The following is a 13,711-nucleotide window of genomic DNA, read 5'->3' as shown; positions in this document are numbered from 1 at the left end:
ACGCGGGTGGTTCAGGGGAGCGGGATCTTGCAGGCATCGCCCGACGTGAAGCCCTGCGCGGTGATGTCGAGCGCGCTGTTCATCCGGGCGCGCATGTTCTCGAGGCCGATCTGGTAGGTCAGCTCGATGACGCCCTTGCGGCCGAACTCGCGTTCCAGTTCGGCGACGTGGGCGTCGGTGACGGTCACCGGGCTCGCGGTCATCGCGTCGGCGTACGCGAGCGCGAGCCGTTCCTGGTCGGTGAAAGCGGGCGACTTCGCGTAGTCGTCGATGTTCTTCAGCCGTTCGATGTCGAGCCCCTCGTGCAGTTGCAGCATGGTCCCGAAGTCGATGCACCACGAGCAGCCGAGCTGGGTCGCGACGCGGTACACGGCCAGCTCGCGCACGTTCGACGGCAGCGTCTTGCTGGCCTTCTCGGCCATCATCTCGTGCATGCCGTTCGCCCGGAGCAGGGCCGGATGGTGGGCGTAGACGGCCATCGGCTCGGGCACGGCGCCGAAGCGTTTGCCGGCGAACTTGTAGAACAGCTTCAGCAGGAAGCCGGCTTCGGCGGTCTTCACGGCGGGAATGCGCGGCATGGTGTCCTCCTCGTGCGAGTGCGTTCACCGACTGGACGAGGCGGCCCGCACGGACGTGACAGCACCGTCGGTGACGCGCGCCACCCTCACTTTTTAGCCTTTTCGCCGGATCCGCCAGTCGATCATCAAAGGTACGCTGGTGAGCTGGCACTTTTCCTTCCACCGAGGAGGACCATGCTCGCCGTCGAGGATCCCGCCACCGGACAACGGATCACGGACGTCCCCGACTGCGGGCCCGCCGAGGTCGACAAAGCGGTACGCGCCGCGGCGGCCGCCTCCCCCGCCTGGCGCGCCACGGACCGGCGCGCGGCCTTGATGTCGTGCGCGGTCGTCGTCGAGGAGGCCGCGCCCGTGCTGGCCCCCGTTCTCACCGAGGAGCAAGGGAAACCGCTTCGCGAAGCCGAGGCCGAGTTCGCCGGGGCGGCGGCGCGGTTCCGGTACTTCGCCGGGGTTCGGCCCGGATCCCGGGCCGCCGGTGACGGGCCGGTCGCCGCGATCACGCCGTGGAACTTCCCGGTGCAGCTGGCCGTCGCGATGCTCGCACCGGCGTTCGCCGCGGGGAACACGGTGGTGCTCAAACCTTCGCCGCGCACGCCGCTCACCACACTGCATCTGGGGCGGATGCTGGCGGAGGTCCTGCCGCCGGGCGTGCTGACCGTGCTCACCGGCCAGGATCCCCTCGGCGAGCTCCTCATCGCCCATCCCGGGATCCGGCAGGTCGCCTTCACCGGCTCGGCCGAAACCGGGAAGCGGATGGCGGCCGCGCCGGAATGGCGACAGCTGGCACTCGAACTGGGCGGCAACGATCCCGCGATCGTCCTTCCGGGCACCGACCCGGCCGCCATCGCGGAACGGCTCTTCTGGAGCGCTTTCGCCAACTGCGGGCAGATCGGCGTGGCGGTGGAGCGGGTCTACGCCGTCGGGCCGGTTTACGACGGTGTCGTCGAGGCGCTGGCGGCCGTGGCGACGGAAGTCGTGGTGGGCGACGGAAGGACGCCGGGAACGCAGATCGGCCCGGTGAACAACCGGCCGCGCCACGACCGCGTCACCGGTCTCACCGACGAAGCGCGGGCGAGTGGCGCGCGGATCGTCACCGGCGGACCGCTCGACGGGCCGGGGTACTTCTTCGCACCGGCGATCCTCGCCGAGGCGCACGACGGGATGCGGGTGGTGACCGAGGAGCAGTTCGGGCCGGTCCTTCCGGTCGTCCGATGCTCCACAGTGGACGAAGCCGTCGGGCTCGCGAACGCCACGGCGCCCGGCTTGTGCGGATCGGTGTGGGGCGCGGACGACGAGCACGCCGCCGAAGTCGCGGCACGGCTCGTCTGTGGCACGGTCCGGGTCAACGAACACCGGGCCGACGAACCGTTCGCCGGCTCGCGGTGGTCCGCGAGCCGGGCCGGGCTCAGGGCGTGATCGTCCGGACGTCCCACACCCAGACGCCGTCGACGAATTCGGCGGGCTTCCGCAGCAGAAGGTCCACTGTGGTCCGGAAAGCGTCCTGGTGTTCGCGTGGGATGAGCACGAGCACGTCGGCGTTCCAGTACCGCAGATCCGCCAGCGCCTGCACCCGCTGCGACTCGGTGATCGTCGCGGGCACGCCGGTCTGCTTGATCTGGTCGAAGATGATCGACGTCGGCCGCTGGATGGCGCCATAGCGGCCGCGTTTGTCGTCGGGACCGCTCGGGCCCACGAAGTAGCCCTCCGGCATCGGGTAGCCGAGCCCCGCGTCGATCTGCCAGTGCAGCGGTTCGGATTCGCCGGAACTCGGCAACGGCACGGGCACCACGGTCCCGCCGGGCGCGACGTAGCTCCGCCAGGTGCCGTCGGCGAGGAATCGGGGTGTCTGCGGCCGTTCCTTGACGATCAGCTGGGTCGGCGCGATCGGCAGCAGGACCGCGATGACGACGCCGATCCACACCAGCCGCAACGGGAATCGCCGCTCCCCCGGCACTTCGGGCAGTTTCGACGCGACCGTGTAGACGCGTTCGGTCGCCAGCGCGAGCAAGGCGCCGATGAGCGGGATGCAGCCCATCGCCAGCCGCGATTCCAGCAGCGACTCGAACAACGGCAGTTCCGAAAGCAGCTTCCACGGCCCCGGGATCCCGGTCTCCTCGTGCACCACGATCAGTTGCACGCCAAGGGAAAGCCAGGCCATCACGAACATGGAGATCGCCAGCGCCCGCGCGAACACCTCGCGCCACAGCCAGGCGGTGATGACCACCATCAGCACGATCAGCGGCCAGCCGAAGAAGGCGTTCTCCTCGGTGCGGTTCATCGACACGTCGGCGGCGGCCTGCGGCTGCCCGGCGACGGACTGCGTCGCGAACCGGGTGAACGCGGCCGTGTCGTTCCCGACCGGGCCGTGCTCGATCGCCTGATAGCTCTGCGGGCCGAAGAACTGCCACCACAGCGGGAAAGCGCACAGCACGAGCGCCACGAGCACCCCGATGCCGACGCCGATCCCCAGCGGTTTCGCCATCGGCGGGAACTCGCGGTAGTTCGTCGCGAAGTAGGCGATGGCGAAGATCGCGAACGCCATCGCGAAGATCAGCAGCGGTTCCTCGCCGAGGAAGATCTGGTACGCCGCCAGCAGACCGAGGAAGATCCCGTTGCGGACCGGGCGTTCGCCGCGCGCGATCTTGAAGACCTTCAACGCGATGAACGGCAGGACGAACCACGCGACGAAGTTCGGGTGCGCGTTGCCGTGCGAGATCATCGGCGGGGCGAAGCCGACGAACGCGCCGCCGATGGCCGCGCCGACCCGGTGGGTGACCAGATGCCGCGAGAAGACCCAGTACCAGGCGGCCGCCGTGCCGGCGAGACCGCCGGTGAGCGCGATGGCCCAGGTGACCGTCGGACCGAAGGTGAGCGTGACCGGTGAAAGCGGGATGCCGATGCCGAGCATGGCCGTGTTGGCCATCAGGTTCACGCCGAGCGGATGGTTCTGGAAGTGCGAACTGAGCGGGTTCCTCAGGTGCAGCACGTTGTCCGCGGTGACGGAGAAGAACCACTCCCACAGGTTCTGATCCGACGCGCTGTTCCAGAGATAGCCTTCCTTGAGGTCGAGCCAGAGCCCGTTGTAGAGCAGGAAGGCGAACAGCAGGAAGCCGCCCATGATGGCGGCGTCGGCGGCGGCGAACCGGCGAGGTCTCGTGGAAGTGTCCCCCGTCTTCACATCCTCCGCCTCAGCCTGGAAAAGACTCACTGACCGTCCTCACGGCTCGACTACGCGGGCGAGAAAGTAGATCACACCCGTCGAGGCGTGCCTGACGAGCAGAAGGAAGGGCCGATCGACGGCGACTTCCAGGGGTTCGTCGACGATGAGCGACGTCAGCCGCATCAGCACCGCCGTCGCGGCGGCGCCTTCGAGGCCCTGCTCGTCGATGCGGAGCACGGACTGGTGGAGCACCTCGGACACTTCGAGCCGGTCGTCGTCGGCGAGCCCGGTGAGGTCGGCGCCGGCGGTGAACATCGTCCGCACGCCGAGATCCTGGAGTTTCGCCGTCAGCGGGCTGTCGACGTCGAGGTCGAGTTTCGGCAGGGACAGCGCGATCGTCTTGGACCGCGTGTTCTCCAGCAGCCGCGCCAGCTTCCCCGCGTCGAGTCCGGCGTCGTCGAGGTCGCCGTCGGGCAGCAGGACGACCGCCTCCACCCCGCCCTCGGCACCGAGGCGGACGACCTGCCAGCCGTCCTCGTGGGTGTGGTCGAGCTGTTTTTCGAGCCACATCGTCGGCACCGTACGGGTGCCCGACGGCGCGTGGAAGTCCGCGGGCGCGGTGTTGTCACGCGAGAACGGGTTGGTCCAGGCGGTTTTGAGATACAGGGCGTTGACGATCGCGGCGACGGTGTCCTGCGCGACGGTCCCCGGCTTCAGGAGCTCGGGGATCAGCTCGCGGGTGGCCCGCGCGACGTCGGCGTTGATCAGCGCTCGCGCGGCCTCCGGATCGTCGCCGAACGGGGCGCTCTCGACCTTCCCGCCCGGCCAGGTGGCGAGTTCCGCGCGGAAGGAGGCTTCGAGCGGGAGCCCGTCCCAGGCCCAGAGCGTGTTCGCGACCGCGAGTTCGGGACCGTCTTCGAGCAGTGACGAGGCCTTGCCCAGCAGGTCGGCGAGCTCGTCCGGGTCGCCGAGCAGCGCGATCAGTTCCTCTCTGGTCTTCCCCTTGGCGGCCTGCGTCACCAGGCCGAGCGCGCTCGCGATCGAGTACGGCGAGAAGCACGCGTTCTCCGCGCGGCTCGCCAGCACCCGATAGAGGTCCAGACCAAACCGGAGGTGGCTTTCGACAGCTCCCATGCCGCAGACCGTACCGTGCACGGGCCCGTCCGTCTCCTGTCCGAAGGTAGGTGCCGTTTCGGTTCGGCGGTCGTGCGTGTGTGAGGGGACGGCGCGTGTGATCAGACGGACGACACGCGTGACTGGACGGACGACACACGCGTAGCCGGAGCAGATCCCCGAGCCGTCCGCCTGATCACGCGTGGCGTCCGTCTGATCACACGTGTCGGTCGTCCAGTCACGCGACACCGCCGTGGCGGCCGGTGTGCCAGGCGTGCCACGCGTACGCCTGCGCGTCCGTGAGCGACGCCACCTGGTCGACGACCACGCGCAGGCGGGCCGCGTCGTCCGCGGCGGCCTCCCAGGCCGGCAGGAACACGCCGTCGAGCGCGTCCGGAGCGCGGCGGCACAGCGCGCCGACCAGTTCGGCGAGCGTCTGACGCTGACCGTCCTGCATCGCGAGGCGCCGTTTGTCGCTCATCACGTACCGCAGCGCGAGCGCCTTGAACAACGCGACCTCGGCCGCGACCTGCTCCGGGATGACCAGGCGCGCGGCGTACCGGCTCAGCGGTCCTTCGCCGTGCACCTCCCTCGTCGCGCCGACCACCGCCGTCGCGAACCGGCCGACCAGCTCACTCGTCAGCCGTTTCAACGCGACCTGAGCCTTGAGCGAGCCGTCGAGCCCCGGTTCGGTGAGTTCCGCGACCACGGGCAGATCGAGCAGTTCCTTCGCCGCACCTTCCAAAGTGGACTGGGACTGATGCGAAAACCTGCGCGCCGCCTCGGCCACCGCCGCGCGTTCCTCCGCGTCGGCCAGTACCCGCAACGAGATCCGGCCCGCGAGCACCCCGTCCTCGACGTCGTGCACGGAATACGCGACGTCGTCGGACCAGTCCATGATCTGCGCTTCCAGACTGGTGCGGCGCTCCGGCGCACCGGCCCGCACCCACGCGAAGACCTCGGCGTCGTCGGCGTACACGCCGTACTTCGGATTGCCTTCTTCACGGGGCCACGGGTACTTCGTCGAGGCGTCGAGACAGGCGCGGGTGAGGTTCAGCCCGCCGGCGGCCCCGCCTTCGAGCAGGACCTTGGGCTCCAGCCTGGTCAAGATCCGCAAGGTCTGCGCGTTGCCCTCGAAACCACCGCACGGCTGCGCGACCTCGTCCAGCGCGCGCTCGCCGTTGTGCCCGAACGGCGGATGCCCGATGTCGTGCGCGAGACCGGCGGTGTCCACCAGATCCGGGTCCGCGCCCAGTTCGTCCGCGATCCCCCTGCCGATCTGGGCGACCTCCAGCGAATGCGTCAGCCGCGTGCGCGGTACGCCGCTGACCTCGGCACCTTCACCCGGGCCGACCACCTGGGTCTTGCCCGCCAGCCGCCGCAGGGCCGCCGAGTGCAGCACGCGTGCGCGATCACGGGCGAAGGCGCTTCGCCCGTCTTCCGCGCCCTCCAGCGCCGCGCCCTTGGGACGCTCGGGCAGCAGACGCGCCCTGTCGGCCTCGGTGTAGGTGTCGCTCACCAGCCAAGCTTAAGCGCGATCACCGACACTTATCGGGTTCAGACGTCCGCGGGGAACCTGGTGAGGCGGTAGTACAGCAGCGCGCCGGTCTCGCGGACGATGTAGCGCGCCTGCGTCTCGCGGGTCTGCACGATCGGGCCGCGGTGCGTGGGCGACGTCCAGGCGTCGAGCCCGAGGTCGTCGGCCATCACCCGCGCGCGGAACGAGTGCCAAGGGTCGCTGACCAGCACGGCGGTCTTCCAGCCCCGCTGCTGCACCTGTTCGGCGACCGCGCGGAGGCTGCGCAGGGTATCGCTGCCCTCGCCGACCGGCAGCGTCGCCGACACGGGCACACCCCGTTTGCGCAGCCATTGCGCGCCCGCTTGCCCCTCGGTGAAGTTGTCGTCGGCCTTCTTGCCGCCCGCGGTGACGATGACCTTGGCGACGCCCTGGTCGTACAGCGTCTTCGCCTTGGCCAGCCGGGCCTCGAAGATCCCCGACGGCCTGCCGTTGTACTGGGCCGCGCCGAGCACCACGATGACGTCGGCGCGGTCGCGCACGTCCTCCCGCGCCACCTGCCAGACCCGGAACGCCGTTCCGCCGATCAGCGCGACGACGATCAGCAGGAACCCCGCCAAGGTCCGGCGCACCCAGTTCGCGCGGGTGGGTTTGGTCCGTTCGGCGGTACTCACGGGGTGATTCTCGCAGAGCCGTGAGGTGATCTCAGAGCCAGCCGTGCTCTTCCGAGAGCCGCACCGCCTCGGCCCTCGTCCTCGCCCCGGTCTTGCCCATCGCGGCCGAAAGATGGTTGCGCACGGTGCCTTCGGAAAGGTGCAGCGCGCGGGCGATGTCGGCCACCGTGCTGCCGTCCTTGGCGGCCTTGAGGACGTCGTGTTCGCGTCCGGTGAGCGGGCTCGCGCCGGTGGCGAGCGATTCGGCGGCGAGTGCGGGATCGACCACCCGGAGCCCGCCGTGGACCCTGCGGACGGCGTCGACGAGCTGCTCCGGCGGAGCGTCCTTGACCACGAATCCCGCGGCACCCGCGGCCATCGCCCGCGACAGGTAGCCGGGGCGGCCGAAGGTGGTGCAGATGATGATCCGGCACAGCGGGAGCGCGCCGTGCAGTTCGGCGGCGGCTTCGAGACCGTCCTTGCCCGGCATCTGGACGTCGAGCAGCGCGACGTCCGGGGCGGTCTCTTTCGCTCGCTGAAGCACTTCGTCGCCCGAGCCGACCTGGGCGACCACCTCGATGTCGGCTTCGAGGCCGAGCACGGTGGCCAACGCCCCGCGCACCATCGCCTGGTCGTCGGCGAGCAGGACCCGGATCACGCGCAGCCTCCAGTGGGTTCGGAGAGCGGCGCAGCCACGTCGCTCCGCAGGGCGGACTCGGGTACGTCCGCTCGGACGAGCCATCCTCCCCCAGGTGGCGCGGTGGCGGTCAAGGTCCCGCCGACCGCGTCCAACCGTTCGGTGAGGCCGCGCAGGCCGTTGCCCGCCATCGCCTCGCCGCCTTCGCCGTCGTCCTCGACTTCCAGCCAGGTCTTGCCGAGACGGACCTTCACGCGCTTCGCCCCGGAATGCCGGAGCACGTTGGTGACCGCTTCCCGCAGCACGTAACCGAAAGTGCGCTGCAGGGCGGGAGCGACATTGTCCACCGCGTGCGGCAGGTCCGCGTCGATCTCGGCCGCCCGCAACGCCGCCCGCGCCCCGGCGACCTCCGCCGAAAGCGACACCTCGCGATATTCGGAGACCGTGGCGCGGATGTCCGAAAGCGCGCTGCGGGTCAGGCTCTCGACCTCGCGGATCTCCTGCAGCGCACGGGAGTCGTCCTTGCCGCTCTCCAGGATCCGGCGGGCGAGCCCGGCCTTCACCGTGATGGTGGTGAGGCTGTGGCCGAGGATGTCGTGCAGATCCCGCGCCAGGCGCTCGCGTTCACCCGCCACCGCGAGCGTGGCGATCTCCTGGTTCGCCGCCTCCAGTTTCCGCACCGCGCGGACCAGGTTCGCCATGAAGAACATCGCCGCCGTGATCGAGATGACCGCGATGAGATCGCCGAAGTCGTATTTCCCGATGATCAGATGGACGGCCAGCACCACCAGCAGGGCGCCACCGTCGAGGATCAGCGACCACGCCGGCGGCAGCGTGAAGGCCAGCACCGCCGTCGCGTAGATCAGGATGTACGGGTTGTTGTCGTGCAGGAACACCAGCGCGAGACCGATGAGCAGCATCAGCACCGAGAAGACGTAGGTCGTCTTCCGCCGGGAAGGCCGCAGGCTGAGCGGGAACAGCACGTAGCAGGAGCCGTAGAAGAGCAGGAGGGCGGCGATCACCAGTTCTTTCGCGGTCGCCCCGTCGGTGGCCAGATCGACCGCCGCGGGGACGAAGCCGGGCACGATGAAGGCGAGGCCGAAGAACACCCACCGCCTCGGCCGGGGACCCCGTCCGGTTCGCGGCGGCATGTCCGCCCACCAGTTCTCCCGGCTGTTCAAGCCCGTCTCGACCTTGCCCGGGTAGTCGCTCACCGGTTCACCCATCTCTCAGACCCGCGCACTGTCCTTACGGTAACGCCTGATCACCAGCGCCCCGAGGACCGCGGTCCACGCCGCCAGCACGCCGAGCGCGACCGGAAGACTCACCGTGAGATGGTCGGTGACCACCGGGCGGACCAGCTGGATCAGCCAGTACGTCGGCGTCACCTGGGCGACGTCGGCCATCCACGACGGCATCCCGTCGATCGGGATCCACAGGCCGCCCAGGAAACCCATGCCCATCATGACGATCATGTTCAGCGGCTGCATCGACTCCGGCGTGCCGAACTGGCCCAGCAGCAGGCCGAGCAGCACCAGCGGGATCGCGCCGAGCCAGCAGCCGAGCACCAGCCGCAGCCAGCCGGCGGCGTCGAGGTGGACACCTTCGAACAGGACGCCGATCAGCGGGACGACGAGCAACGACGGAAGCGCGACGAGCATCGCCGAGAGGGCCTTGCCGCCGAGATAACCGGCGCCGGTCAGCGGGGTCAGCCGCAACTGGCGCTGCCAGCCCGTGGACCGCTCGATGGCGAGTTTCGCGCCGCTCGTCATCGCGGCGGAGAAGGTGCCGAAGGCCATCATGTTCACCATGATCACGCCGGCGATGTCCATTTGGCCCGAGGCGAAAACGTTGGCCTGCAACAGGAACATCAGCACCGGGAAGGCGACGGCGAAGAGCACGAACCGGGTGGAACGGAAGGTGCGGACGATCTCGGTCTTGAGATAGGTCGGGTTCATCGGACGGTTTCCTCGGTGGCTTCGGTGGTCAGGGACAGGAACGCGCCTTCGAGGCCGACGGCGCCGATCTCGATGTCGTGCGCTTCGGGGACTTCGGCCAGCAACGCGCGCAGCGTGGCGTCGGAATCGGACCTGGAGATCGCGACGCGGCCGCCGCGGAGTTCGAATCCGGTGACCGCGGGCAGCCCCGCGATCACCGGCTCCGCCGCCGCGGGCACCACCGCGCGGATCGTGCGTCCCCCTGCCAGCGCACGGACCTGCGCGACCGAACCGTCCGCGACGATCCGCCCCGACCGCATCAGCACGACACGGTCGGCGAACTCTTCGGCCTCTTCGAGATAGTGGGTGGCGAACAGGACCGTGCGGCCGGTGTTCGTGTACTCGTACATGGACTTCCAGAACTCGCGGCGCGTGCCGACGTCCATCGCGGCGGTCGGCTCGTCGAGGATCAGCAGATCGGGGTCGCTCACGAGCGCGACGGCGAACCGCACGCGCTGCTTCTGGCCGCCGGAAAGCCTGGTGGAGCGCCGGTTCGCGAGATCCTCGATCCCGGCGCGGCGCAACGCGTCCCGCACCGGCATCGGCTTGCGGTGCAACGCCGCGACCATACCCACGGTCTCGGCGACCGTGAGATCTTCGACGAGCGCGCCGCCCTGCAGCATCGCGCCGATCATCCCGTCGCCGACCGCGTCCCCCGGCTCGCGGCCGAACACGGTCACGGTGCCGCTGTCGGGCACGCTCAGGCCCAGGATCATGTCGACGGTGGTGGATTTGCCCGCGCCGTTGGGGCCGAGGAGCGCGACCACCTCACCCGGCGCGATCGTCAGGTCCACGCCGTCGACGGCACGGACGTCGCCATAGTGCTTACGCAGCCCGGAAAGCCGTACCGCCGCCCCCGCGGTGATGTCTTGTTCTCGCATGCTTAGAGCTTGTCGCGAGAAGGGGTCGCGGACGTGGGCCGCGCGTCACGACCTGAGGGTGACAGTTGTCAGGGGTGGCCCACCCCCGAACGCCATGAAAGGTCCTTTCCTTGCAAATTTTGCAAGGAAAGGACCTTTCATGGCATTGGCGAGGGCGGTGCGCACGGGCTGAAGGGGCCCATCACCGCATCCGATGCGGGGAAAGCTCCCTTCGCCCAGTTCGCGTGCGCCCCAAAGCGGAACTCAGGCGCCGATCAGCCGGCCCGCCAGGTACGACTCGAGCTTGTCGATCGCGACCCGCTCCTGCGCCATGGTGTCGCGCTCCCGCACGGTCACCGCGTGGTCGTTGAGCGAGTCGAAGTCGACGGTGACGCAGTACGGCGTCCCGATCTCGTCCTGGCGCCGGTAGCGGCGGCCGATCGCGCCGGCGTCGTCGAAGTCGACGTTCCAGTGCTTGCGCAGCGCCGCCGCGACGTCGCGCGCCTTCGGCGTGAGATCGGCGTTGCGGGACAACGGGAGGACGGCGACCTTGAACGGCGCGAGCCGGTAGTCCAGCTTGAGCACCGCGCGGGTGTCGGTGCTGCCCTTGGCGTTCGGCACCTCTTCCTCGTGGTACGCGTCGACGAGGAACGCCATCATCGACCGGCCGACACCGGCCGCGGGCTCGATGACGAACGGGCGGAACCGCTGCTTCGTGGCCTGGTCGAAGAACGACAGGTCCACGCCGGAGTGGTTCGAGTGCGTCGTGAGGTCGAAGTCGGTGCGGTTCGCGATGCCTTCGAGCTCGCCCCATTCCTGGCCCGCGTTGAACGCGAAGCGGTACTCGATGTCGACGGTGCGCTTCGAGTAGTGGGAGAGCTTTTCCTTCGGGTGCTCGTAAAGGCGGAGGTTGTCCGCCTTGATGCCGAGGTCCTTGTACCACTCGGTGCGCGCGTCGATCCAGTACTGGTGCCAGGTCTCGTCCTCGCCCGGCTCGACGAAGAACTCCATCTCCATCTGCTCGAACTCGCGCGTGCGGAAGATGAAGTTGCCCGGCGTGATCTCGTTGCGGAACGACTTGCCGATCTGGCCGATGCCGAACGGCGGCTTCTTGCGCGCCGCGGTCTGCACGTTGAGGAAGTTGATGAAGATGCCCTGCGCGGTCTCCGGGCGGAGGTAGTGCACGCCTTCCTCGGACTCGACCGGGCCGAGGTAGGTCTTGAGCATCATGTTGAAGTCACGCGGCGCGGTGTACTGCCCGCGGGTGCCGCAATTCGGGCACGGCACCTCGGACAGGTCGTCCTCGGACACCTCCTTGCCCGAACGGGCGGAGAAGTCCTCGGCCAGCTGGTCGGCGCGGAACCGCTTGTGGCAGGAGAGACACTCGATCAGCGGGTCGGTGAAGACGTCCAGGTGACCCGACGCGACCCACACCTGGCGGGGCAGGATCACCGACGAGTCGAGGCCGACGACGTCGTCGCGGCTCTGCACGACGGTCTTCCACCACTGGCGCTTGATGTTGTCCTTGAGTTCGACACCGAGGGGCCCGTAGTCCCACGCCGACTTGGTACCGCCGTAGATCTCTCCACACGGGAAAACGAAGCCTCGACGCTTGCACAGGCTGACGACGGTCTCAATGGTGTTGGCGGGCACTCCACGCTCCGAAGCATGCGGGGACGGGTATGGGCTAGAAGGACAAGACTAACCGCCCGTCCCCGCGCGACCTCCGGCGAGGTCGGACCGCTCAGGGCCTGCTGACCAACGAGGCGGTGACGATGCGGTTGTCCTCGTAACCGTCGGTCCCGCCGACGTACTCGCCACCGCACGTGACCAGCACCAGCCGGTGCGGCCCGTCCGGCCCGAACAGCTTCTCCGACTGTTCGGCGAGCTTCGTCTTGTGCACGGTGACGACCTCGCCGATCTTGTACACCCACCTGCCGCCGTCGGTGTCGACGACGTTGACCTCCTGGCCGGTCTTGAGCCGCCACAATTCGTCGAACGGGCCCTTCTTCCCCTTCCAGTTCACATGCCCGGAAAGCAGGGAAGCGCCCTGGTCGGCGCCCAGTTTCGCGCCCCACCAGGTGGCTTCGTCGAGGCCCTCGGGGATGGGGAGGGTCCCGTCCGCGGTCAGTTCCTTGCGGATCAGTTTCGCCGTGCCGCCGCCGGGGAGTTTGACCGTGCCGGGCGCCTGGCCCGTGTCGGCGGGCGGTCGGGGTGTCTGCTCCGCCGAGGTGGCCGTCTGGTCCTGCGCGGCCGCGACGACAGGATCACTCTTTCCAGTGAAAACCAGCACCGCGACCACGGCCGCCACCACGAAGATCGCGGCACCGATGAGGATCAACCCCAGGCTGGAGCGCTTCTTCGGCTGCTCCTCGCTCGCCGTACCGTCCTCGAACTGTCCCACCATCGGGTACTACTCCTTGCTCGCGTCTGGCCGCCGGAGCGGCCGGTGTCGCTAGACACGCGACGCGAACGGAGAGAGGTTGCACCGACTTTCCGCGTTTCGTCCTCTGAATGCGGTCCTTGCGCGTGCAACTACCGCATTCAGAGGACGAAACGCGGGGTCAGGCGGGCGGGCCGGAAACGGGGGTCGCGACGATCACCCGGTTGTCCCGGTAGCCGTCGGTCCCGCCCAGGTAGTCGCCGCCGCAGGTGACCAGCACCAGCCGATGCGGCCCGCTCTGCGCGAACAGCTTCGCCGCCTGTGCGGGCAGGTCGTTCTTGTGCACCGTGACGACCTCCCGCACGCGATAGACCCAGATGCCGCCCGCAGCGTCGCTGACGGCCACCTCCTGGCCCTCGTGCATCCGCCACAGCTCGTCGAACGGCCCTTTGACTCCGCCCCAGTTGACGTGCCCGGAGATCAGGGCCGTACCCGCTTCGGCGCCGAGCCGCGCGCCCCACCAGGCCGCGTCGCCGAGCCCTCGCGGGATCGGGAGGACGCCGGTGGAGTTGACCTCGGAGCGCACGAGCCTCGCCGATCCGCCTTCGGGCAGGCGGATGGTGCCGGGCCGCTGCCCGCGGACGTGACTGTCGGCGGGCAGCGCCAAGGGGGCGCCGTCCTCACCGGGCAACACCGCGGGTTCCGCGAACGACACCGTCTGTTCCGGCGGGATCCAGGTCAGCACGATCACGCCCGCGGAGATGGCGAGCGCCGAGACGACGGCGGACAGTGCCGCCAGCCATGGCCGCACGGG

General features: G+C 69.2%; 13 protein-coding genes. 1 reads left to right on the top strand and 12 read right to left on the bottom strand.

From position 1 onward, the window contains the following. Positions 1 to 11: 11 nt before the first annotated feature. A complete protein-coding gene (locus ACSMFO_RS12105; RefSeq protein ID WP_125676097.1) occupies positions 12 to 578 on the bottom strand; it encodes a carboxymuconolactone decarboxylase family protein in 567 nt (188 codons plus the stop codon). 174 nt (positions 579 to 752) lie between these two features. Here ACSMFO_RS12105 and ACSMFO_RS12100 point away from each other — a divergent pair, with 174 nt between their 5' ends. Continuing rightward, positions 753 to 1,994 (top strand): aldehyde dehydrogenase family protein, encoded by a 1,242-nt coding sequence (locus tag ACSMFO_RS12100; RefSeq protein WP_436458636.1) that lies wholly within the window; start codon positions 753 to 755, stop codon positions 1,992 to 1,994. On the opposite strand, the gene ACSMFO_RS12095 is transcribed toward ACSMFO_RS12100, so the two are convergent. From ACSMFO_RS12095 to ACSMFO_RS12045, 11 genes are all read right to left on the bottom strand, one after another. Further along, positions 1,984 to 3,786, bottom strand: a complete 1,803-nt coding sequence (locus ACSMFO_RS12095) for a glycosyl transferase (RefSeq protein WP_436458634.1) — start codon at positions 3,784 to 3,786, stop codon at positions 1,984 to 1,986. The genes ACSMFO_RS12100 and ACSMFO_RS12095 overlap by 11 nt on opposite strands. Positions 3,787 to 3,795: 9 nt before the next feature. Next, the gene (locus ACSMFO_RS12090) at positions 3,796 to 4,872 is read right to left on the bottom strand and encodes a serpin family protein (RefSeq protein ID WP_436458632.1); all 1,077 of its coding nucleotides are present in this window, start codon (positions 4,870 to 4,872) and stop codon (positions 3,796 to 3,798) included. Between the two features lie 217 nt (positions 4,873 to 5,089). Then, a complete protein-coding gene (locus ACSMFO_RS12085; RefSeq protein ID WP_436458631.1) occupies positions 5,090 to 6,370 on the bottom strand; it encodes a deoxyguanosinetriphosphate triphosphohydrolase in 1,281 nt (426 codons plus the stop codon). Positions 6,371 to 6,408: 38 nt separating this feature from the next. After that, positions 6,409 to 7,041, bottom strand: a complete 633-nt coding sequence (locus ACSMFO_RS12080) for a YdcF family protein (protein WP_038517022.1) — start codon at positions 7,039 to 7,041, stop codon at positions 6,409 to 6,411. Between the two features lie 31 nt (positions 7,042 to 7,072). After that, positions 7,073 to 7,678, bottom strand: coding sequence for a response regulator transcription factor (locus tag ACSMFO_RS12075; protein ID WP_038517024.1), 606 nt, complete (start codon positions 7,676 to 7,678; stop codon positions 7,073 to 7,075). Continuing rightward, a complete protein-coding gene (locus tag ACSMFO_RS12070) occupies positions 7,675 to 8,871 on the bottom strand; it encodes a sensor histidine kinase (RefSeq protein WP_436458628.1) in 1,197 nt (398 codons plus the stop codon). Before ACSMFO_RS12070 ends, ACSMFO_RS12075 begins: the two co-directional genes overlap by 4 nt. Positions 8,872 to 8,886: 15 nt before the next feature. Beyond that, positions 8,887 to 9,615 (bottom strand): ABC transporter permease, encoded by a 729-nt coding sequence (locus tag ACSMFO_RS12065; RefSeq protein ID WP_436458626.1) that lies wholly within the window; start codon positions 9,613 to 9,615, stop codon positions 8,887 to 8,889. After that, complete coding sequence (locus ACSMFO_RS12060; RefSeq protein WP_436458624.1) at positions 9,612 to 10,535, bottom strand: ABC transporter ATP-binding protein; 924 nt, start codon at positions 10,533 to 10,535, stop codon at positions 9,612 to 9,614. The genes ACSMFO_RS12065 and ACSMFO_RS12060 overlap by 4 nt, the downstream gene beginning before the upstream one ends. Positions 10,536 to 10,778: 243 nt before the next feature. Continuing rightward, entirely contained in the window at positions 10,779 to 12,167 is a 1,389-nt protein-coding gene (locus tag ACSMFO_RS12055) for a glycine--tRNA ligase (RefSeq protein WP_034316415.1), read from the bottom strand. Between the two features lie 91 nt (positions 12,168 to 12,258). Next, the gene (locus ACSMFO_RS12050; protein ID WP_436458622.1) at positions 12,259 to 12,921 is read right to left on the bottom strand and encodes a class F sortase; all 663 of its coding nucleotides are present in this window, start codon (positions 12,919 to 12,921) and stop codon (positions 12,259 to 12,261) included. 157 nt (positions 12,922 to 13,078) lie between these two features. Further along, positions 13,079 to 13,708, bottom strand: a complete 630-nt coding sequence (locus ACSMFO_RS12045; RefSeq protein ID WP_436458620.1) for a class F sortase — start codon at positions 13,706 to 13,708, stop codon at positions 13,079 to 13,081. Between the last annotated feature and the right edge of the window lie 3 nt (positions 13,709 to 13,711).

Origin of the sequence: Amycolatopsis sp. w19 (genome assembly GCF_051373225.1) — a bacterium.
Taxonomy (GTDB): Bacteria; Actinomycetota; Actinomycetes; order Mycobacteriales; family Pseudonocardiaceae; genus Amycolatopsis; species Amycolatopsis japonica.
This window is presented reverse-complemented; position numbering and strand designations above follow the sequence as displayed.

Coding starts and splice junctions, on each gene's coding strand:
- ACSMFO_RS12060 (WP_436458624.1), bottom strand. CDS start 10,535: ATGCGAGAACAAGACATCACCGCGGGGGCGGCGGTACGGCTTTCCGGG.
- ACSMFO_RS12065 (WP_436458626.1), bottom strand. CDS start 9,615: ATGAACCCGACCTATCTCAAGACCGAGATCGTCCGCACCTTCCGTTCC.
- ACSMFO_RS12050 (WP_436458622.1), bottom strand. CDS start 12,921: ATGGTGGGACAGTTCGAGGACGGTACGGCGAGCGAGGAGCAGCCGAAG.
- ACSMFO_RS12100 (WP_436458636.1), top strand. CDS start 753: ATGCTCGCCGTCGAGGATCCCGCCACCGGACAACGGATCACGGACGTC.
- ACSMFO_RS12090 (WP_436458632.1), bottom strand. CDS start 4,872: ATGGGAGCTGTCGAAAGCCACCTCCGGTTTGGTCTGGACCTCTATCGG.
- ACSMFO_RS12105 (WP_125676097.1), bottom strand. CDS start 578: ATGCCGCGCATTCCCGCCGTGAAGACCGCCGAAGCCGGCTTCCTGCTG.